We start from the raw sequence: 20258 nt of genomic DNA, 5'->3' as shown, positions 1-20258 counted from the left end.
CCCGAGGCACCATCGCTCACCCTCACGAAAGGTCTTCCACCATGGCCGACTCCTCCTTCGACATCGTCTCCAAGCTCGACCGCCAGGAGGTCGACAACGCCGTGAACCAGGCCGCGAAGGAGGTCGCCCAGCGCTACGACTTCCGTGGCGTGGAGGCGGCCATCCGCCTGTCCGGCGACACCGTGGAGATGGAGGCCAACAGCCCTGAGCGGGTCATGGCCATCGTTGACGTCCTGCAGTCGAAGCTCTTCCGCCGCGGGGTCTCGCTCAAGGCCCTGGACCTGAAGGATCGCGAGCCCAAGGCTTCCGGCAAGATCTACAAGCTGGTGGCCCCCTTGAAGGAGGGCATCGACCAGGACACCGCGAAGAAGATCACCAAGTTGATCCGCGACCAGGGTCCGAAGGGAGTCAAGGCGCAGATCCAGGGGGACGAGGTGCGCGTGTCCTCCAAGTCTCGGGACGACCTGCAGTCCGTCATCGCACTGCTCAAGGGTCCCGAGGGCGAGAAGCTGGAGGTTGCCCTGCAATTCGTCAACTACCGCTGACGAGGGCGGGGCCACCTGCCATGACCTGACCGTCGAACCTGCAGGGTTCCTCCCAAACTGTCTTCACAGTCATTGTCAATGCTTGTACTGTTGCCCTGTTCATTGTTCTTGTGAAGCATCTGGAGGCCCGTCATGGCGTTCTGGAAGATCGACGTGCCAGCAGCTCGTGCATGCGTCCAGGAGGTGGCCGATTCTGTGGCGCAACTGGAGCAGTCGATCTCTTTGGTGGAACTCCGCGGCACCGAGGTCGCCGCCAGCGTGCCACGCTCAGAGCTGGTGGCCGCCGCCGTCCAGGAGTGGGTCGAGAAATGCGGATGCCCCAGCGTGTCCGAGGTCCAGGCCCGCACACAGACCATTGTCGATGGCACCAACGCCGCGTTGGACGCGTATGCGGAGGGCCAAGCGGCGATGAGCGCGAATGCGTTGTCCCTCTGGCCGGGCTCTCAAGAACACGAGTGGGCTTCGCACGCGCCTCTGGTTCCGTTGACCCCTTCGCCGGACTTGACGCCGCCACCCTCCCAGCATGGTCAACTGTTGTGAGGGGTGACGCATGAGCCTTACCCCGTCGGAGCCCGATGAAGCCGAGCCCCTGTGCGAAGCCGCCAAGGCGTTCGTGGCCGAGTTCACTGCCGTTGCCGATGCGGCCTCCAGGAATTTGCGGATCTGGGCGAATCTGGAGGACCTGTACCGGGCTCCTGAATCCAACGACCTGCGCTTGGGCATCTTCCGTCCTGCGAGAGCCGCAGGTTCGGCCTGTTCGAAGGCGGAGCGCGCAGCCCGGGCGCTGTACGGCTACGCGAACGAACTGGAGGATTTCCGGCGACGCTACGACGACTTGTGCCAGCGGATCGGGCATCATGAGGCCGAGGTGAGCGCCGCCGCCAAAGAGACCCGCACGGTGAAGGTACGCGCCTCATATCAGACGACTGACACGATCACCCTGGCCATCAACGGAGTGGACCAGGCCTTGGTCGAACAAGGTCTGGCGCTGGAAGAGGAGGTTCTGGTCTATGAAAGTGATCTGGAGCAGGCCCAAATCACCTGCGCCAACGCCTTGAACGACGCTTGGGGTGGCCAGGCGTATGTCCAGTCGGACCTGACCTGGTTGGGCGATCCCCATGGGTTCGGCACGACGGTCGAAGCCAAACGTCAGTCGGTCGATCTGGACGGCAACCCGTGGGGCTCACTTGATGCAAAGCGCCTTGCGCAAGGCTCGGGCCACCGCTACTTGCGCAGTGCAGGCATGTGGAACAGCGCAGTTGAAACGGTCGTGGGCCCGTTGCGTCTGATCAACCCCTTTGATCCTGGACGGGCTGCGAATTCATGGAGTTCCCTGTAGCAAACGGCGTGCGATGTCGCCAACCCGGTCACGACCGGCACGGCCGCCGTGTGGACGTGGGCGAGCACGCAGGACATCTGGAAGGCCCAGGCGGTGCTCGCAGCACCGGAAGCCACCCAAGCACGAGAACGCCTTCTGGCGATGTTCCCTGCGGCGCTGCGCCTGGACACTGCGGACAACAACCCTGCAGGCTCCGAAGGAGCCCTCACTTTCGACATGGCTTCCGCCCTTCTGGGCGGCTTGGCCGGCGCGGGGGCAAAGAGCGCCTTGAAAGCCACCGGCTTCGCGCAAAAGGCTGGGCGGATCGCCACCGTGGACCCGCGCTTGTGGAATTCATCCCACGGGATTGGAAAGCATGGGACCCCCGAACTCGGCCAGAAGGTGAATCTCGGTGAGTTCGGCCCCCGGATCGGCAAAGAGTTCAAGACGCTGGTGTCCGCGCCCAATGGCGAGTTCATTGGGCGACGGTTCATTCTCCCGGGCAGACACAAGGAGCCCGTGCATGCCCACGACGGCACTCCTCTGCGTGATTCGACGGGCAATCCCGTCCTGCAGGACCGCGGCGACGGCAAACTCCACTACGCCAGCGACCCGGATGGCACCAAGCGCTCAAGTGCAGGCAAACTTCTCGGTCTGACCAAGAACGAGGTCACCGGTCACAGGCGTTGGAGGACGATCGACGACCCCTACGAGGTCGAGGTCGAACACCCCCAGCCGGATGATCTTGCAAAATCCTACGTCCCTGTCGGGCCCGAATCCCCTGGTCGTTTTCCGAATGAGGTTGTGCACCTTGATTCAGACCTCCGGCAAGTGGACTCCAATGGGGGTACGCATCGAAGGCGGCATCCTGGAGCAGCGCAACGAATTCGGGGACGGCTATTTCGCGATCAGGCGCGGTTCACGCGCGAAGTGGATGGAATATCAGGAGCAGATCGCCGGAATACGTGAATCGACCGGCGAATTCCTGATCGAGTATCGCGTCAGAGGTCCACGTGGCGATGTGGACTTCGACGGGATGGTCGAGCGTCCAAACAGGGATCCATCTCGGGTCTTCCTGGAAGCCAAACGCGGATACGAAATCCTGCACCACAACCCCCATAGCAAATTGGCAAAGGAGATTGCCGAAGGGCCAGAAGAAGAGGCGGAACGGCAAATCGCAGCCGCCGAGGCAAGAGGTGCCGCCATCGAATGGCATGTGTCCACTCCCGAAGGCGCCACAGCAATTGGAGCACTACTCGAGGACAAAGATCTATTTGACATCCAGGTCATTTACACCCCTGAGAGATGAAAGGAGCGATGAGTCTTGCTTGACCGCGAACGGAAGTCCACGTTCATTGCGTGGACGCGGCGGGGTGAAACCCCTGAGCAGATCGCACGCATGATCTTCGCCTATGTCACCGACTTCTCGGCCCGGACAGGCGCAGGCCCTTGGGAGGCCATCCGCAACCAGTGGGACGGCACCCTTCAAGACCTGGCCCGGATTGTGCGCGAACGAGTCCTGACCGACGACTCTGGCATTGCCCACCCCGAAGGTGGTTATAGCCTGGGGCTCTCCTCACATGATGATCGCCTGAACACAAAGTTGTCCGCCAATGCGGGCGAGACAGAAATCCTCCCCTTCCTCACGTCGCCGAGCCTTGTGCACACCTTTTTCGCCTCCACGCTGCCCTTGAGACTCCTGTGGGACGCCTCCATCCGCGCAGGCGTGGCAACCATCAACCCAGCCTTCGCCTACGGACAAGATCGCACACTCAAGCGCCTCGCAAGGCGGGAAAGGCGTGAAAACTGACAACTTCCAGTGGCCCACCGAGTGTGGATCAACGACTGGGTCGGCACCATCACCAACCCCGCCCCCGGAATCACCCTGGAACGCATCGGCAACGGCACACTACTGTCCACACCCCTGGACTGGCCCAACGAGCGCATCCTGGACGCCATCTTGACCACCTACGCCCGCAACAACCTCGACCGAATCCCCCTACCCCAGGACTGAGATCCGCGCCGAGAGAAACGGTCAGGGTCGGCGTCCCCTCACGCCGACAACATCGTCAAGACGGCCTTGACCCGCCGGTGCACCGCAGCATCCGGCAGCAGACCCAGCTTCGCGAAGATCCTCTGCGTGTGCTTTTCCACCGCGCCTTCGGAGATCACCAGCATCTCGGCGATCGACGCATTCGTGCGCCCCTCGGCCATGAGCTGCAGTACCTCACGCTCACGTGGAGTCAGATCCTCCAAGGGATCCCTGCGGCGACCTCGTCGCATGGTGCGAGCCACCACATCAGGATCCAGGACCAACTCCCCCCGAGCCACCCTCAGCGCCGCTGCCAGAAACTCCTCGATCTGGGTGACGCGATCCTTCAACAGGTACCCGATCCCGCCCTCGCCATCCCCCAACAGTTCCGGCAAGTGCGCGGCCACGACGTACTGGCTCAACAACAGGACCGGCGCCCCGGGCCAGCAGGCCCGGATGCGCATCGCGGCACGCAACCCCTCGTCCGCGTGCGAAGGAGGCATTCGGATGTCCGAGATCACCAGGTCCGGGCGCAGGCGCAGCGCAGCCTCGACCAAGGAGTCGCCGTCCCCCACCTCGGCCACCACCTCATGCCCCGCGTCCTGCAGGATCAGGACCAGCCCTTGGCGCAGCAACACCGAATCGTCAGCGATCAGGATGCGCACGGAATCATCGCCTCCACAATGGTCGGGCCGCCCGAAGGCGAGGTCACGGTCAACCGCCGGCGACACGTTGGGTGAGTCCCACCAGTCCATGCCCCTTGGCGGGGTCCGCCCCGCCCACGCCGTCGTCCTCGACCGACACACGCAGCCAGTCACCGTCCAGCCGTGCCCGGACCGCTGCACGAAGCGCCCCCGAATGCTTGGCCACATTCGTCAAAGCCTCACTGACCACGAAGTAGGCGGCCTGTTCGACGTGGGCGGGAAGCTCGGGCAGGTCGACCTCCACCTGCGTGGGCACAGCGGACCTGTCGGCAAGTTCCACCAAGGCTGCCCCCAGTCCCCTTTCGATGAGGATCGGTGGGGCGATGCCTCGCGAAAGCTGCCGCAACTCCTCCAGGGTCGCCTGCGCCTGCTCCATGGCGCTGTCGATGATCTCGCGGGCCTCCTGGCCACCCTCGTCGGGCAGGCGCCTCTTGACCCGGGCCAAGTCAATCCCCAGGCGGACAAGGCGCTGCTGAGGGCCGTCGTGGATGTCACGTTCCAAACGTGCCCGCGCATCGGCCTCGGCCTGGACGACCGCCGAACGCGACACCTCCAGGCGCCCGACCTCACCCGCCCATCCGAGCAGCCCCCTTGCGATCGCCTGACGCAGTGCGGCAAGCCCCCGCAGGACGAAAGGCAAGGACCCACCGAAGAGGATGAACACCACGGTGTAGATGATGCCCAGCCACAGGTACTCCGGCTCCAGGCCCAACAACTCGGCAATGCTCGAACTGCCACGATCGCCCAGGGTACGGTCGAGGATGGACTGGACCAGAAGCCCGAAAGGCATGGAGAAAGTGACGCTGAGCCACATGACTGTCACCACCCAGGCGAACAATCCCACCCAGAAGTCGACCAGGACCCACACGACCTCCAGCCACCGTTGTGAGTCACGCACCATGGTGAGCAGGCGTGTCACCGCACCGGATCCTTCCGGAGCCCGCCTGTGCTCCCCGACGATGGGCGCACTGGAATCGACGAGGGCGGCGCTACGCCGTCCGACCTCGGCGAAAAGGCCGGTCACGGCCAGGGCGAAGGCAAGGATCGGGATCCCCACCCAGATGATGACGGTGCCGACACCCAACGAAACCAAGGTGACGGACACGATGAAGGCGACCAGGAGGATCGGCCACGTGAGAAGAAGGTATGCGGCATCGCGTGCGGCCTGACCGTAGAGGCGGCGAAAGGTTGATTTGAAGTCCATGTCTCGATCCTTCCGCCGGCACCCCGGGCTGCGACAGCCCGCCACCCGGCGTCCTCGGGGTGGGGCTGGCCCCACCCCTGGCGCTCAGTAGCCCGCCATCTTCTCCAGGCGGGCAATGCGCTCCGCCATGGGCGGGTGTGTGGCGAACAAGGATCGCATGACCCCGCCCCTGAAGGGGTTGGCAATCATCATTGCCGCGACGTTCTGGTTGGCGGGGGTCGGCTGCATCGGCATGTGGTCGGTGACAGTCTCCAGTTTTCTCAGGGCCGAGGCCAACGCCAACGGGTCCTGCGTCAGTTCGGCACCGTCCTGGTCGGCGTCGAACTCGCGGGTACGGGAGATGGCGAATTGGATGAGCATGGCAGCGAATGGTGCCGCCAGAGCGGCCAGCATCATGCCGATGGCCGCGCCGATCCCGCCCTCGCGACGATTTCCCCCACCCAGGAAGAAGACCGCTTGGGCCACGGAGGAGATGACACCCGCCATGGCTGCAGCCACGGAGGAGGTGAGGATGTCCCGGTTGTACACGTGCATGAGTTCGTGGCCGAGGACCGCCCGGAGTTCACGCTCCTCCAGGATCTGCATGATGCCCTGGGTGCAGCACACCGCCGCGTGTTTGGGTGAGCGCCCCGTGGCGAAGGCATTGGGGGTCGTGGTGGGGGCGATCCAGATGGTCGGCTCCGGTTGGCCGGCGCGCTGGGCCAGTTCACGCACGATGCGGTGCAGTTGCGGGTATTCGGCCTCGGTGGCTTCGACGGCGTTCATGGAACGCAGTGCCAAGGACGCCGAGTTCCAGTACGACCAGGCGGTGGTGGCCAAGCCGAACAGGGTGAAGCCCCACAGCCACAGGGAGTTCCCGGTGCCACCCGCCACCATGGCCCCGACCAGCATGAGCAGGGCCCACATGCCGCCCAGCAGCACGGTGGTCTTCAGTCCATTGAAATGCTGGTCCCTCATCGGCCCTCGGACGCTCCTTCCGCGTTGCGCGCCAACCCCCGGGTTCGCCGACGCAGGCGCACTTCCACCGTAGTCCGGCAGGGGCACCCCCGGCGCGGCGAATCGGGGACGCCGACGCAGGTCACATGCGGCGACGCCCACCCGGCCCGGTGTAGTCGTCGAAGCGTTCGGGAGCGCTGGGCACATTCATCTCGCCCATGGCGCCGATGTGGTCGGTGGCATTCGGGTCGACCTGGACACCGCGGGAGATGTCCGTCATCACCCGACGGGAAACCACCTTGACGCGTTCGCGCAGGCCACGACCGCCCGGCAGGGCTCCGAAGTCCGCACCGAGCGCCTGCTCGTAGGCTTCGAGCAATTCCCAACCATGCCACGTCGTGTACTCGACGCCACGCCGGTCCAGCAGGGCCGTCATGGCATCGTGACCGACTTCGCTGGTGCGGGCAGACAGGCGGCCGGCCTGGGCATCCTCGACCAGGTGCGCAATGGTCTGCTGGGCGTCGGACTTCGTGGAGCCGATCAGGCCCACGGGGCCGCGTTTGATCCAACCGGTGGCGTACAGGCCGGGGATTGCCCGGTCGGCCTCCATGCCCGCCTCGGGGACGACACGGCCTTCGACATTGGGCGCCACGTGGCGGGCCTGGTCGAAGGGAACCCCGGGGATCTGCGAGGACGCATAGCCGACGGCCCGGTAGACGGCCTGGACCGGCCAAGTGGTGATGACACCAGTGCCGCGCACACTTCCGTCACCGGTGAGTTCGGTGCGTTCCGTGCGCAGGGCCTTGACGTGACCGTCCTCGTCGGCGACGACTTCGACGGGGGTCTGGAACAGGTGGATGTGTATGCGGCGACTGGCGGTGTGGTCCTCCGGGTCGGCCATGGCGTAGTTGGTCAGGGTCTTGACCACTTGGCGCTGTTGGTTGGAGGAACGCAGGGCCTCTTCCGAACCGGCATCGAAGTCGAAGTCCTCCTCATGGACGATGATGTCGACATCGGGCACATGGCCCAGTTCGCGCAATTCCAGGGGGGTGAACTTGACCTGGGCGGGCCCTCGGCGGCCGAAGACGTGGACGTCGGTGACGGGGTTGGCGCGCAGCCCCTCGGCGACATTCGCGGGGATCTCGGTGACCATCATGTCGTCGACGTGCTTGGCCAGGACTCGCGCCACGTCCAGGGCGACGTTGCCGACTCCGAGCACCGCGACTTCGCGGGCCTGCAGCGGCCAGGTGCGCGGGTAGTCGGGGTGGCCGTCGTACCAGGACACGAAGTCGGCGGCGCCGTAGGATTCGGGCAGGTCGATGCCGGGGATGGGCAGGGGGGCGTCGCGGTCGGCACCGGTGGCGATGATGACGGCGTCGTAGTGGTCCCGCAGGTCGTCGATGCTCACGTCGCGACCGATCTCGACGTTGCCGAGCAGTCGGATGTCTCCACGCTGAAGGATCTTGTACAGGGCGACGATGATCTGCTTGATGCGCGGGTGGTCGGGCGCCACGCCGTAGCGGACCAGTCCGTAGGGCGCGGGAAGCCGTTCGAAGAGGTCGATGTTCACCTCAAGTCCCGACTTCGACAGGATGTCCGATGCGTAGATGCCTGCGGGCCCTGCGCCGACGACGGCGACGTTGAGGGTACTCACGTGACTTCGTTCCTCCTGGATGGGCGCACCCAGCGGCGCGCGAACTTTACTGAGGGCATCCTAGTCGGCGCCTCGACCGCGCGGCGAGGCCCGGTTTCAGTGGACGAGGGCGGGATTCCTCTCATCGCACACGACACGTCCGGCCTCCAGTTGGACCATTCGGTCGCACACCTCACGTGCCGAAACGTCGTGGCTGGCCAGCAGGACCAGGGCACCCGAGCGCGCGCAGGTCCTGGCGGCCCGGTGGATGATCTGCCGGGATTCGGCGTCGGCCGCGGCGGTCGGCTCGTCGAGCAGGACGACGGGCGCTTGGCGCACGAGGGCCTGAGCGACCATGACACGTTGACGTTGTCCTCCGGACAGGCGTGAGAGTTGGCGTGAGGCCAGTGCGGTCAGGCCCAGGGTGTCCAGCGCCCGATCGACGGCGCGCGAGTGGGTGGCGGTGAGTCTGGCGAGCAGTCCGAGGTCGGGCCAGTGTCCCATTGCCACGGTTTCGCGCACACTCAGGGGCAGCCGTTCGGGCACCGGCGGCAGTTGTGGGACGTAGGCGGGCACGATCCCGTCCAGTCCGTCGACCCGCCCTTCCCCTGCCGGGAGTTCTCCGACGAGGGCGAGCAGCAGGGTGGACTTGCCCGAGCCGTTCTCTCCGCACAGCAGGGTCAATTCTCCGGAGTACAGGTCCAGGTCGACAGAGTCGATCGCCTTGACCTCGTCACGCCAGACGGACAGGCCCTTGACCCTCACGAGGGGTTCGGCTGGCGTCTCGCGGCGGAGATCATCGGCATGCATGGGCACCCCTCCTGGCTAGTGCGAGTGATTATCATATACAGTATCGGGTGTGCAGCTCATCACCGACCCCCTCCACGGCACATTCTTCGTGAATGCGCTCATGGGCGGCACCCTCACAGCACTCATCTGCGCCCTGGTCGGCACATGGGTCGTCGTGCGCTCCATGGCCTTCCTCGGCGAGGCCGTCTCCCACGGAATGCTGCCGGGAGTGGCCGTCGCCGCATTGCTGCACGTCTCCCCGATCATCGGCGCGGCCGCCTCGGCCCTGGTCATGTCGGCCGGGATCGCCTGGGCCTCCAGGCGCGCACGACTGGCCCAGGACACCACCATCGGCATCTTCTTCGTCATCATGCTGTCCGTGGGCGTCATCATCGTCTCCAAATCGCGCAGTTTCGCCACCGACCTGACCCAGATCCTCTTCGGCGACATCCTGGCCATCGACACCTCCGAGATCTTCATCCTTCTCGGCGCCCTCGCCCTCGTCGCCGTCCTCGTCGCACTGCTCCACCGCCCCCTGACTGCACTGGCCCTGGACAGGACACTGGCCACCTCCCTGCGGATGCGCCCGGCCATGGCAGAGGCCGCACTGACGGTCCTCATCACCGTGGCCGTGGTCGCCTCGTACCGTGCGGTCGGCTCTTTGCTGGTCGTCGCAATGCTCGTCGCCCCGGCAGCCACCGCAGCCCTGTGGGCCCGCTCGATCCCCACACTCATGGCATGGGCCGCCCTGGTCGGCATCGTCTCAGTGGTGGCCGGCCTGTACATCTCCTGGTACGCAGGCACCGCCGCAGGCGCCACCATCGCCACCACTTCCGGCGCCGTCTTCCTCACGACCACCGCCCTGCGACCGGTGCTCGACCGTCGCCGCGCACTTCCCACACCCGACACGAACGGAGTCTCCCGTTGAGGACACACACGCGCGCACTGACCTTCCTCACCCTGCTCACCCTGACACTCGCCGGGTGCGGCGCCGCAGGCGAAGGCCCCGCAAGCGGCGCCGACCCCACGGACGCAGGCGCCTCCGCCCCCCAGTCCGAGACCTCCAGCGTCCACGGGCACGGGCACATCGACGGGGCCACCGAGCTTGAAGAGCCCAAGGCGGGCCTGGTCACCCTGGACAAGGCGAGCGCCGTCAACCTCGTCGACCTCGAAACCCTGGCGCCCACGCCGATCGCCGACGCCGCAGGCGCCACCCACGCCGCCACCGACGGACGCTTCGTCCTGCTCGGCGCCGCCCAAGGCACCTCCACCCTGGTCGACTCCGGTACCTGGACCTGGGACCACGGAGACCACCAGCACTTCTACCGGGCGCCCTCGCGCGACCTCGGCCCCGTGGACGTCTCCGGACCCGCCACCATGGCCTCCACGACTTCGCGGGCCGTCATCGCCGCCGGAACGAAGGCTCTGGTGCTCGACCGCGACGCCCTCGGAAGCGGGCAGGTCAAAACCCTCGGGACATTCACCATCGACGCCGGCGCATGGGCCGGCCCCCTCGCCGGTCACGTCGTCACCGTCCAGGGGGGCAAGGCCGTGGTCCTCGGCGAGGACGGGGCCGCCACCACCGCCTCCGCCATCGCCTGTCCTTCACCGAAAGGCGGGGCCTTCACGCGGGCCGGCCTCGTCCTCGGATGCGAGGGCGGAGTGGTACTGGCCAGCGAGGACTCCGCCGCCAAAGAGGGGACACCACCCTCGTTGGAATGGCTGCCGCTTCCCGCGGGAGCCACGGCAACGGACTCCCCCACCGTCTTCATGACCCGGCCCAGGCGACCGCTGCTGGCCGCCCTGTCCCCCAACGGCCGCCTGTGGTTGCTGGATGCGCGCAAGAAGACGTGGACCGAACTGGCCTCCTCCAGTGCCATCATCGCCGCCACCACCCTGGACGACCGACACGACACCACCGTCGGCGTGGACGGCGATGGGCGGGTCCACGTGTGGTCCGACGCGAAAGAGGCCACGGTGACCGACCCGGTCGTCGACACGGGGCTGGTGACCGTCTCGGGAATCCACGTGAGCAGCAACCGCGCCTACCTGCCCGCCGCAGGAGGCGCCTCCATCATCGAGATCGACCCCGCCGACGAGGCACGCCTCGCCCGCACCATCCCCACGGGCGCCCTCACCACCTTCCAGGAGGTGGGCCTGTGAGCCTTAGCCATCGCCTCATTGGCGCCGCAGCGGCAACGCTGACCGCGTGCCTGACGCTGGCCGGGTGCACGGGAGGAGACGCAGCGGTCGGCAACGCCTCGAAGGCCCACTCGAAGCCCAGCATCGTCGTGACGACGAACATCCTGGGCGACGTCGTCGAACAGGTCGTCGGAGACCTGGCTCAGGTGCACACCCTCATGCCGCGCAATGCCGACCCTCACTCATTCGGCATCTCCGCCCAGGACGCGCTGCTCATGCAGGAGGCCGACCTGCTGGTCACCAACGGCATGGGCCTGGAAGAAGGTCTGGGCAAGCACGTGGAGACGGCCGCAGCAGCGGGAACTCCCGTATTCACCGCTGGGGACCATGTGGAGGTGCTGGAGTACACCTCGGACGACGCCTTCGGGCCCGACCCGCACTTCTGGACCGACCCCACCCAGATGGTGAGCGTCGTCAAAGCCCTGAGCGCCGAGATCACCAAGCGGATCCCCGGAATCGACTCCACGGAGCTGAACTCCAGGACGCAGGCCTACACCACGGAACTCACCGCCCTGGACCAGTGGGCCGCCACCTCCTTCGCCACCATTCCGGCCGCCAAACGCGCCCTGGTGACGAACCATCATGTCTTCGGGTACATGGCCAGACGCTACGACTTCCGGATCGTCGGCGCCGTCATCCCCGGAGGGGCCACCTTGGCGGCCCCCAGCGCGGCGGACCTGGAGGAGTTGGCCACCGCCGTGCGCGAGGCCGGAGTCAGCGCGATCTTCGCCGACACCTCACACCCGGACCGCCTCATCAAGGCACTGGCCGAGCACTCCGGCGTGCAGGTGAGCGTCGTCCCCCTGTATTCGGAGTCTCTGTCCGAAGAAGGCGGGAGGGCCGCGACCTACATCGACATGCTGCGCCACAACACCACGCAGATCACCACCGCTCTGGGCGGCAGCGTGAAGGCAGCGTGAAGTAGGGGCCGGAGCGGCCCTGCCCCGTCACACACCATCTCCCGCCCTGCCGATCGGGGCGGAGTACTGACACAGAATGGAAAGGATTCTCATGTCACGTACGTTGTCCACTTCCTCTCGCGCCACCGCCCTCGTGGCCGGCCTGGCACTGGGCGCCCTGGCGCTGACCGGCTGCGCAGGCACCACGGGCGCCCAGTCGGGTCAGTCCATGGCCGCAGGCGCCATGTCCGAGGACCACGACCACGACCACATGTCCGGCGAGGCCCACGACCACGAGCACGAAGGGGAATTGCACGGATCGGATCGCTTCGTCCTCACCCACGAGGGCGGCATCAAGGTCCTCGACGGCTCCACCCTGGAGGAGAAGGCCGACTTCCCCACCTCCGGATTCCTGCGCCTGAACCCCTTCGGCGACAACGAGCACGTCCTGGTCACCACCGAAAAGGGCTTCCAGGTCCTGTCCACCGGCGCCGGCGGCGGCAAGGCCGCTCTGACGGACCTGGTCTTCCCCGCCGACAAGGCCGGGCACGTGGTCCCCCACGCCGGCAACACCACCCTGTTCGCAGACGGCACGGGAGAGATCACCATCGTCCCCACCGACGCCCTGGGCCACGACGCCGACGAGACCCCCACCGCCCTGCCCAAGGTCGAGACGGTCAAGTCCGAGGCGCCCCACCACGGTGTGGCCGTCAAACTGTCCGACGGATCCCTGGTGCGCACCATCGGCACCTCCGAAAAGCGCACCGGCGCCCTGGTCCAGGACGCCTCCGGCAAGGAGATCGCCCGCAACGAGGAATGCCCCGGCGTCCACGGTGAAGGCGCCGTCAAGGGCGAGGCCGTGGTCATCGGCTGCGAGAACGGCGTGCTCGTCCTCAAGGGTGGCGCCTTCACGAAGCTGGCCAGCCCTGACGCCGCCTACGGTCGCGTGGGCAACGCCTACGTCACGGAGAACTCCCCCATTGCCGTGACCGACTACAAGGACGACAAGGACGCCGAGGGCTACCTTCTGCACCGCGTCGGCATCGTCGACACCACCGCCAACACCTTTGAGGTCGTCGACCTGCCCAAGGGCGTGGAGTACACGTGGCGGGGAATCCGCCGCGACCACGACGGCAACGCGTGGATCCTCGCCACCGACGGCAAGCTGCACAAGCTCGACCTGACCCAGAAGAAGGTCACCGACTCCATCGACGTCATCGGAGCCTGGCAGGGCCCGGACAAGTGGCAGAACGCCCACCCGGCCCTGACCATCTCCGAGGACGTCGCCTGGGTGACCGAACCCGCCAAGAAGACCGTCCACCGAGTCGACCTGGCCTCCGGAGACGTCACCAGCAAGGCCGTGGGAGTGGCGCCCAACGAGGTCGCCTTCGCCAAGCACACGCACAAGCACTGATCGAAGGCTCACTCACCACACCTCCTGCCCCCGGCATCCACGGATGCCGGGGGCATCGCCGCACCCGAACCGCTTCGTCTTCAGCGCCCGTACCGGTACTCTTCTATGGCACGCACTTCAAGGCGTGAATGACTCCCCTCACAGAGACGGACCCCCTGCATGCGATCACTTCGTCGACAGTCCCGATTCGCCCTTGCCCTGGTCGCAGCACTGGGTCTGGCATTGGCGCCGCTGGGCGGGGTCCTGGCTGCAGACACGCCGAGCTCGGGCGCCTCGGACGCTCCGGCCTCCGACGGCGTCGACACTGCTCGACCGGCCCCTGCGGCCTCCCCCACGCTGACCGTCCTGGCCACCACCGACGTGCACGGTCACATCCACGACTGGGACTACTTCAAAGGCGGCAGGCCCGACAAAGGCAAGGATTTCGGGCTGTCCCGGCTCGGCGATGCCATCGAGACCATCCGCGCCGAACGTGGCGCCGACTCCGTCCTGACCGTCGACAACGGCGATGCGATCCAGGGCACCCCCCTGACCTACCTGGCCGCCAAGCAACCGAACCTGCTGACCGGCGGCCCCATCCACCCCATGGCGAGGGCGTTCAACCTCCTGAAGTACGACGTGACGGTGGTCGGGAACCACGAGTTCAACTACGGCCTGGACCTGCTGCGCTCCTACGACGGCCAGTTGGACGCTCCCCTGCTGGGAGCCAATGTCGTCAAGGCCGGTACGACCGAGCCGTGGCTGCCGCCCTACACGATGGTCGACAAGGTCGTCGACGGGCATCGCGTCAAAGTCGGTGTCCTGGGCCTGGTCACCCCGGGCGTACGCATCTGGGACAAGGCGAATGTCCAGGGCGTCCTGGAGTTCCGCGACACGACCACCGTGGCCAAGGAGTACGTCCCGCGTCTGAAGGCCGAGGGCGCCGACGTGGTCGTGGTCCTGGCCCACACGGGCGTGGGCAATGCGACCTCGTGGGTGCCCGAGGACCTGGAGGAGAACTCCGCCCAGTTCCTGTCGACCATGGTCAATGACATCGACGTCCTCGTCATCGGCCACACCCACCAGGATGTTCCCGTCACCGTGTCCACCGCACCGGACGGCGACCCTGTCGTGGTCACCCAGCCGAAGAACTGGGCGGCTTCCCTGTCGGAGGTCCGCCTGCCCCTTGCCTTCGACGCGGACGGCAAAGCCAGCGTCGCCTGGCCCGCCGCAGACGCCTCGGCCACCATTCCTTCGTGGGTGACCCGCCATTCGGCCGCAGACATGCATGACAACGGGACCATCGACACCGACCCGATCCTCACGGCCGACCACGAGGCCACGATCCGCTACGTCAACCAGGTCGTGGCCGACGCGGTGGTGGCCATGCCCGCCGGCACCGCGCGCTACGAGGACACGCCCATCCTCGACTTCATCGGCAAGGTCATGGTGGACACCGTCACCGAGGGCGTAAAGGGCACCAGTGCAGCCTCGCTGCCCGTGATCGCGCAGGTCTCGCCCTTCTCGAAGGATGCGGTCTTCCCCAAGGGCCCGGTGACGATCAAGGACATTGCGGGGCTGTACATCTACGACAACACCCTGCTGGGAGTCGAGGTCACAGGCGCCCAGATCAAGGACTACCTGGAGTACTCCGCCAAGTACTTCAAGCAGCTTCCGCAGGGTGCGACCCTTGATCCGGACACCGACCTCAATGCCGAGTACAACGGCCGTCCGACGCCCGACTACAACTACGACGTGTTGACCGGCGTGACCTACACCATCGACGTCTCGCGCCCGGCCGGGCAGCGCATCCTCAACTTGGCGTGGCAGGGCAAACCTTTGGCGTCGGACCAGAAGTTCGTCCTGGCGATCAACAACTACCGTCAGGCCGGCGGCGGGGGCTACCCGCACGTGACCACCGCACCGGTCGTCTACGACGAATTGGTCGAGATCCGCCAGCAGCTGATCGACCACGCCCAGAAGGTGCGTACCATCGACCCGGCCGACTTCTTCGTGAAGAACTGGACGCTGACGACCCGCTACGTTCCGCCCACGACCCCCACCCCGGCGCCGAACCCTGATCCGAGCAAGCCCAACCCGTCCCAGCCGATCGCCGTGCCGACGCCTGCCGCCACGCCGAAGACTCCCGCTCCGAAGGGCTCGGACCTGGCCTCCACGGGTGCGGACATGACGCTGGGAGGGCTGATGGCGGTGCTTGCAGTCACGGCAGGTACGGGGCTGATGATGGTGGCTCGGCGACGCGTCGGCGAAAAGCACTGAGCCTGCGCGCACCGACGGGTCCGTGCCGATCGCACACCACCGGTGGAGGGGCGACGCCTCGCGGCGTGGGGCCCCCGGGCCGAGGACCCCACACCAGGGTGGAAGCGCCAAGGTGGAAGGCTTCAGGCCAGGCGGTCCACCATCAGATCGGCGAAGGCCTCCAAGGCGGTTCGAGCCTCACCCCGGGGCAGCGCGTCGAGCACGGCAACGGCCCTGTTCGACCACGACCGCGCCATCTCACGGGTTTCCTCCATGACGTCATGGGAACGCAATGCCAGGACCAAGTCACGCAAAGCTTCATCGGAGGACAGGTCCTCGCCGAGCTTCGCGAGGATCTGCCGACCGGCCTGGTCAATGGTCCCCCGCGCCTCACGCCGCCTGAGCAACAGGACCGGCAGTGTGTCCACACCCTCACGCAGATCGGTGCCCGGTGTCTTGCCGGACGTGCCTTCGGCGCAGATGTCGATGACGTCATCGGCGATCTGGAAGGCCACGCCAATGCGTTCGCCGAATTCTCCGACCACGTCGGCGACCTCGGTGCCGGCGCCCCCGTGGAAGGCGCCAAGGTAGCCTGCGGCAGCCACCAGCGACCCTGTCTTGTCGGCGAGGACCTGCAGGTAGAACTCCACCGGGTCATCGCCCTCACGCGGCCCGAAGGTCTCGTTCAGCTGACCGACGCACAGGCGCTCAAAGGTGTGCGCGTGGTGGCGGACCGTCTCCTCGCCGAGGTCGGCCACCATCCGTGAAGCCCGCGCGAAGAGGACGTCACCGGCCAGGATCGCCCGATTGTTCCCCCACAGGTGCTGGGCCGAGGGCACGCCGCGCCTCGTCGGCGCCGAGTCCATGACGTCGTCGTGGTACAGCGACGCCAAGTGAGTGAGCTCGACCCCGGTGGCCGCTGTGAGGACCTGCTCCCCCAGCGCCCGGTCAGGATCGCCCAGTTGGGCGCACACCAAGGTGAGCACCGGACGGATCCTCTTGCCACCGGCATGCGCCAAGTGGCGGGTGAGTTCGTCGATGAGGTCGCGAGACCCCTGGACCGCCTCGAGGAGACGATCCTCGACGGCCTCGAGGCCCGGCGTGATGCGGGCCTCCAGGTCAGGGACGTGGAGATCGGGGGCGTGGACACTCACGGCAGAAGGATGACCACCTGATTCAGCAGGGACAGGACCGGGCTCGGGAAGACGCCCAGCGCAATCGTACCTGCGACACTCAAAATGATCGCAATCATTGACAGCCCCTCGGAACGTGCCACCACCACGTCCCCGGAGGGTTCGGTGAAGAAGAGCAGGCGCACCAGGCGGAAGTAGAAGAACGCGGTCACTGCCGAGCACAACAGGGCCACGGCCACGAACCAGCCGAAGCCCGCGGCGAAGGCGTCGGAGAAGACCACGAACTTGCCGATGAAGCCCGCCGTCAGCGGGATGCCGGCGAAGGAGAGCAGGAACAGCAGCATGGCGCCACCGATCCACGGGTTCGACCGGCCAAGGCCCGCCCAGCGGCGGATGTCGGTGACCTCGCCGCCGATGACGCCCTCGGAGTCCACCGAACGCACCAGCGAGACGACGGCGAAAGCTCCCACCGTGGCCAGACCGTAGCCGATCAGGTAGAAGAGCACGTGCCCGGAGGATCCCTCGACCAGGGAGAAGACGCCCAGCAGCACGAAACCCGCATGGGCGATCGAGGAATAGGCGAGCATCCGCTTGACGTCGAACTGGACCAGGCCGGCGAAGGTGCCCACAAGCATGGTCAGCACTGCCACAGCCAGGAACACCGGCATCAGGTCCCACTGCATGATGGCGGCAATGACGCTGTGGAAGCGCAACATCGCCGCGAAGGCGGCCACCTTGACGGCAGCGGCCATGAAACCGGTGACAGGGGTCGGCGCGCCCGTGTAGACGTCCGGGGTCCACGCGTGGAAGGGGGCGGCGCCCACCTTGAACAGCAGGCCCACCATCACCATGAAGATGCCCGTCAGGGCGAGCCAGTCGGTGCGCACGGAGGTGGAGAGCACATCGGCGACCTTCGAGATGGTCAGGGTTCCGCTGATTCCGTACAGGAACGCCGAGCCCATGAGCATGAAGCCGGAGGAGAAGGCACCCAGGATGAAGTACTTGATGCCCGCTTCCTGCGACAGTTGGCGGCGCCTGCGCGCAGTCGCCGCCAGGATGTACAGCGGCAGTGACATGACCTCGAGGGCCACGAACAGGGCGACGAAGGAGTTCGCAGCCGGGAAGACCATCATGCCGCCCAGCGAGAACAGCCCCAGGGCGAACATCTCGGAGCGCTGGTAGCCCTTCTGGTCGGACAGTTCCTCGTCGTGCGATCCCGGGCGGTCCGAGGGCTGGCCGGCGAATGCGCCGTCTCCCACGGCCGTGCGGTCCGCCATGACGAGGAAGGCGAGGAATGCCACGAGGACGAGGACCAGCTGGGCCCCCAGGGTCAGGGGGTCCTCCAAGTACTCCCCGTCAACCGCGGGCAACTCCGCAGGGGTGATGTCGGCGCGGTGCGCCAAGGCGCCGGTCACCGACATCCAGCGTGAAATCAGCGCCACCGCGGCAGCCAGGGTGACCAGCAGGGACGTGGCGATCACGCAGAGACGACGCACGCCCACGGGAGCGAAGGACTCCAGGAGGACGGCCAAGACCGCACCGCCGATGACGATCATCACCGGGACGAGGCTCAGCCACGCAATCGTGGGCGCCTCGATCACAGCAGAAGCCAGGAGATTCACTTCGAGATCCCTTCGGTCAGGACTGCGGAGGATGTGGCCGGCGCCTGGTCCGCGACAGCGGACATCGGACTGAGCAGATCCTCGGCGACGGGCGTCAAGGCACTGATGACAGGCGCGGAGACGATGCCCAGGATGAACATGGCGGCCACCAGGGGCACCATGACGGACTTCTCACGCGCACCCAGGTCGGGCAGCGAGCCGGTCTCCTTGCGGGGTCCGCCGGTGAACACCCTCTGGTAGGGCAGCAGCAGGTAGATGGCGGCGATGACCACCCCGGTGACGGCGAAGAGCGCCAAGGGGATCGACTTTTGCCAAGTGCCCATGAGAACCATGTACTCCGGGACGAAACCGGACAGGCCCGGCAGAGCCACCGAAGCCAGACCGGAGACCAGCCACAGGCCCGCGAGCACCGGGGTGACGCGCTGCATACCGGAGAAGCGACGCATGTCGCCGGTGCCGGCCCTCTGGGCCAGCCAGCCCGACAGCAGGAACATGGCGGCGATGGACACCCCGTGGGCGACCATGTAGAACATGGCGCCGACCATGGCCGGCAGGGTGCCGATGAAGGTGCCCAGGACCATGAACCCGAAGTGGGACACGGAGGTGTAGCTGACCAGTCGCATGATGTCGTCCTGGCCGATGGCGGCCAGGCCCCCCCAGATGACGGAGACCACGGCGAGGACGCACAGGACGGGCGCGGCCTGCACGGCAGCACCCGGGAAGAGCGACAGGCACAAGGCGAGCATCCCGAAGGTGCCGATCTTGTCCAGTACGCCGACCAGCAGCACCGAGGTGCCCGGGCGGGCCACCGCCGCAGTGTCGGGCAGCCACGTGTGGACCGGAACCATCGGCGCCTTGATCGCGAAGGCGACCATGAAACTGATGAAGACGCCCATCTGGACTGCGGGTGCAAGGTCCGCGGTCAGGGTCACCAGGGTGTCCAGGCGGAAGAAGGAGTCGGTGTGCAAGGCGGCGGGAACCTGCGCCCACAGGGCGACCAGGCCACCGAGCATCACCAGTCCGCCGGCCAGTGAGAAGAGCAGGAACTTCATGGCGGCGGCCTTGCGGGTCGCCTCATCGCCCACTCCGAAGCGTCCGATCATCAGGTACAGAGGGATGAGCATGGCTTCGAAGGCGATGTAGAAGACGACGACGTCGAAAGCCGAGAAAATGAGGACCATGAAGGTCTCGAGCACCAGCACGAGGGCGGCGTAGGTGCCGTCCCTGGCGGGGTCGGCGTCCTCGTCCCATCCGGCGACCAGGACGATGGGCACCAATGCGATTGCCAGGAGCACCATGACGGCCCCCAGGGCGTTGACCCCCAGCGACCAGCTGACGCCCATCTCGGGGATCCACACCCAGGACTCGACCAGCTGGTGGCTGCCGGCCGCGGCCCAGTCGAACTGGCCGACGAAGACCCACAGGGCGACGATGAGTTCGAGCAGCGACACGACCAGCGCGACCGCACGTCCCATCTTCCTCAGGGCCGGCACGGCGGCCAGGAGAAGTGCTCCCACGGTCGGCAGGGCCACGAGGACGCTGAGCAGCGGGAGCTGCGCGTTCACCATTTCAATCATGTGAATGTCCTT

The 20258-nt window shown here is 66.6% G+C and carries 20 protein-coding genes; 12 read left to right on the top strand and 8 right to left on the bottom strand.

Features of this window, described 5'->3' with window-relative positions; all coding sequences use genetic code 11:
- Nucleotides 1-41 precede the first annotated feature (41 nt).
- From I6B53_RS01905 to I6B53_RS01875, 7 genes are all read left to right on the top strand, one after another.
- Nucleotides 42-545 carry a YajQ family cyclic di-GMP-binding protein gene (locus tag I6B53_RS01905; protein WP_216764602.1) on the top strand — a complete coding sequence of 168 codons (504 nt, stop codon included), beginning with the start codon at nucleotides 42-44 and terminating at the stop codon, nucleotides 543-545.
- A gap of 132 nt (nucleotides 546-677) precedes the next feature.
- Nucleotides 678-1085, top strand: coding sequence for a DUF6507 family protein (locus tag I6B53_RS01900; protein ID WP_216764601.1), 408 nt, complete (start codon nucleotides 678-680; stop codon nucleotides 1083-1085).
- A 10-nt stretch (nucleotides 1086-1095) separates the two neighbouring features.
- Nucleotides 1096-1884 (top strand): hypothetical protein, encoded by a 789-nt coding sequence (locus I6B53_RS01895; protein ID WP_216764600.1) that lies wholly within the window; start codon nucleotides 1096-1098, stop codon nucleotides 1882-1884.
- A gap of 93 nt (nucleotides 1885-1977) precedes the next feature.
- Nucleotides 1978-2832 carry a hypothetical protein gene (locus I6B53_RS01890; protein WP_216764599.1) on the top strand — a complete coding sequence of 285 codons (855 nt, stop codon included), beginning with the start codon at nucleotides 1978-1980 and terminating at the stop codon, nucleotides 2830-2832.
- A complete protein-coding gene (locus I6B53_RS01885) occupies nucleotides 2798-3172 on the top strand; it encodes a Tox-REase-5 domain-containing protein (RefSeq protein WP_216764598.1) in 375 nt (124 codons plus the stop codon). The genes I6B53_RS01890 and I6B53_RS01885 overlap by 35 nt, the downstream gene beginning before the upstream one ends.
- 15 nt (nucleotides 3173-3187) lie before the next feature.
- The gene (locus tag I6B53_RS01880) at nucleotides 3188-3673 is read left to right on the top strand and encodes a hypothetical protein (RefSeq protein ID WP_216764597.1); all 486 of its coding nucleotides are present in this window, start codon (nucleotides 3188-3190) and stop codon (nucleotides 3671-3673) included.
- A 9-nt stretch (nucleotides 3674-3682) separates the two neighbouring features.
- Nucleotides 3683-3877: a hypothetical protein gene (locus I6B53_RS01875; protein ID WP_216764596.1), complete on the top strand. Its 195-nt coding sequence runs from the start codon at nucleotides 3683-3685 to the stop codon at nucleotides 3875-3877.
- Between the two features lie 38 nt (nucleotides 3878-3915).
- Here I6B53_RS01875 and I6B53_RS01870 read toward each other — a convergent pair whose 3' ends face one another.
- From I6B53_RS01870 to I6B53_RS01850, 5 genes are all read right to left on the bottom strand, one after another.
- Complete coding sequence (locus tag I6B53_RS01870) at nucleotides 3916-4560, bottom strand: response regulator transcription factor (RefSeq protein ID WP_216764595.1); 645 nt, start codon at nucleotides 4558-4560, stop codon at nucleotides 3916-3918.
- 49 nt (nucleotides 4561-4609) lie between these two features.
- Entirely contained in the window at nucleotides 4610-5803 is a 1194-nt protein-coding gene (locus tag I6B53_RS01865; protein ID WP_253953927.1) for a sensor domain-containing protein, read from the bottom strand.
- A gap of 84 nt (nucleotides 5804-5887) precedes the next feature.
- The gene (gene htpX, locus I6B53_RS01860) at nucleotides 5888-6760 is read right to left on the bottom strand and encodes a zinc metalloprotease HtpX (RefSeq protein ID WP_216764594.1); all 873 of its coding nucleotides are present in this window, start codon (nucleotides 6758-6760) and stop codon (nucleotides 5888-5890) included.
- 121 nt (nucleotides 6761-6881) lie between these two features.
- On the bottom strand, nucleotides 6882-8393 hold the full coding sequence (locus I6B53_RS01855; RefSeq protein ID WP_216764593.1) for an FAD-dependent oxidoreductase: 1512 nt from the start codon (nucleotides 8391-8393) through the stop codon (nucleotides 6882-6884).
- Nucleotides 8394-8489: 96 nt separating this feature from the next.
- Complete coding sequence (locus tag I6B53_RS01850) at nucleotides 8490-9182, bottom strand: metal ABC transporter ATP-binding protein (protein WP_216764592.1); 693 nt, start codon at nucleotides 9180-9182, stop codon at nucleotides 8490-8492.
- Nucleotides 9183-9231: 49 nt separating this feature from the next.
- On the opposite strand from I6B53_RS01850, the gene aztB reads away from it, so the two are divergent.
- The 5 genes from aztB to I6B53_RS01830 all read left to right on the top strand — a co-directional run bounded on the left by aztB (nucleotide 9232) and on the right by I6B53_RS01830 (nucleotide 15935).
- Entirely contained in the window at nucleotides 9232-10089 is an 858-nt protein-coding gene (aztB, locus tag I6B53_RS01845) for a zinc ABC transporter permease AztB (protein WP_216764591.1), read from the top strand.
- Complete coding sequence (locus tag I6B53_RS11020) at nucleotides 10086-11324, top strand: hypothetical protein (protein WP_253953926.1); 1239 nt, start codon at nucleotides 10086-10088, stop codon at nucleotides 11322-11324. Before aztB ends, I6B53_RS11020 begins: the two co-directional genes overlap by 4 nt.
- Nucleotides 11321-12283, top strand: coding sequence for a zinc ABC transporter substrate-binding protein AztC (gene aztC, locus I6B53_RS01840; protein ID WP_253953925.1), 963 nt, complete (start codon nucleotides 11321-11323; stop codon nucleotides 12281-12283). Before I6B53_RS11020 ends, aztC begins: the two co-directional genes overlap by 4 nt.
- Before the next feature lie 91 nt (nucleotides 12284-12374).
- Nucleotides 12375-13676: a hypothetical protein gene (locus I6B53_RS01835; RefSeq protein WP_216764589.1), complete on the top strand. Its 1302-nt coding sequence runs from the start codon at nucleotides 12375-12377 to the stop codon at nucleotides 13674-13676.
- Nucleotides 13677-13835: 159 nt separating this feature from the next.
- Entirely contained in the window at nucleotides 13836-15935 is a 2100-nt protein-coding gene (locus I6B53_RS01830; protein ID WP_216764588.1) for a bifunctional UDP-sugar hydrolase/5'-nucleotidase, read from the top strand.
- A gap of 122 nt (nucleotides 15936-16057) precedes the next feature.
- Here the strand turns inward: I6B53_RS01830 and I6B53_RS01825 are convergent, their stop codons facing one another.
- Genes I6B53_RS01825 through I6B53_RS01815 form a run of 3 tightly spaced genes read right to left on the bottom strand, consistent with a single transcriptional unit; the run spans nucleotide 16058 to nucleotide 20237 of the window.
- Nucleotides 16058-17068, bottom strand: coding sequence for a polyprenyl synthetase family protein (locus I6B53_RS01825; RefSeq protein ID WP_216764587.1), 1011 nt, complete (start codon nucleotides 17066-17068; stop codon nucleotides 16058-16060).
- On the bottom strand, nucleotides 17065-18669 hold the full coding sequence (gene nuoN, locus I6B53_RS01820; RefSeq protein ID WP_216764586.1) for an NADH-quinone oxidoreductase subunit NuoN: 1605 nt from the start codon (nucleotides 18667-18669) through the stop codon (nucleotides 17065-17067). The genes I6B53_RS01825 and nuoN overlap by 4 nt, the downstream gene beginning before the upstream one ends.
- A complete protein-coding gene (locus I6B53_RS01815) occupies nucleotides 18666-20237 on the bottom strand; it encodes a NuoM family protein (RefSeq protein WP_216765283.1) in 1572 nt (523 codons plus the stop codon). The genes nuoN and I6B53_RS01815 overlap by 4 nt, the downstream gene beginning before the upstream one ends.
- Nucleotides 20238-20258: the final 21 nt, after the last annotated feature.

Origin of the sequence: Schaalia sp. 19OD2882 (assembly GCF_018986735.1) — a bacterium.
In the GTDB taxonomy this organism is placed as follows: Bacteria; Actinomycetota; Actinomycetes; order Actinomycetales; family Actinomycetaceae; genus Pauljensenia.
This window is presented reverse-complemented; position numbering and strand designations above follow the sequence as displayed.

What these genes read in the sequence shown, in the direction of transcription:
- I6B53_RS01865 (WP_253953927.1), bottom strand. Translation starts at nt 5,803, where the DNA reads ATGGACTTCAAATCAACCTTTCGCCGCCTCTACGGTCAGGCCGCACGC.
- I6B53_RS01835 (WP_216764589.1), top strand. Translation starts at nt 12,375, where the DNA reads ATGTCACGTACGTTGTCCACTTCCTCTCGCGCCACCGCCCTCGTGGCC.
- htpX (WP_216764594.1), bottom strand. Translation starts at nt 6,760, where the DNA reads ATGAGGGACCAGCATTTCAATGGACTGAAGACCACCGTGCTGCTGGGC.
- I6B53_RS01895 (WP_216764600.1), top strand. Translation starts at nt 1,096, where the DNA reads ATGAGCCTTACCCCGTCGGAGCCCGATGAAGCCGAGCCCCTGTGCGAA.
- I6B53_RS01815 (WP_216765283.1), bottom strand. Translation starts at nt 20,237, where the DNA reads ATGGTGAACGCGCAGCTCCCGCTGCTCAGCGTCCTCGTGGCCCTGCCG.
- I6B53_RS01905 (WP_216764602.1), top strand. Translation starts at nt 42, where the DNA reads ATGGCCGACTCCTCCTTCGACATCGTCTCCAAGCTCGACCGCCAGGAG.
- I6B53_RS01900 (WP_216764601.1), top strand. Translation starts at nt 678, where the DNA reads ATGGCGTTCTGGAAGATCGACGTGCCAGCAGCTCGTGCATGCGTCCAG.
- I6B53_RS01850 (WP_216764592.1), bottom strand. Translation starts at nt 9,182, where the DNA reads ATGCATGCCGATGATCTCCGCCGCGAGACGCCAGCCGAACCCCTCGTG.
- I6B53_RS01885 (WP_216764598.1), top strand. Translation starts at nt 2,798, where the DNA reads ATGGAATATCAGGAGCAGATCGCCGGAATACGTGAATCGACCGGCGAA.
- I6B53_RS01830 (WP_216764588.1), top strand. Translation starts at nt 13,836, where the DNA reads ATGCGATCACTTCGTCGACAGTCCCGATTCGCCCTTGCCCTGGTCGCA.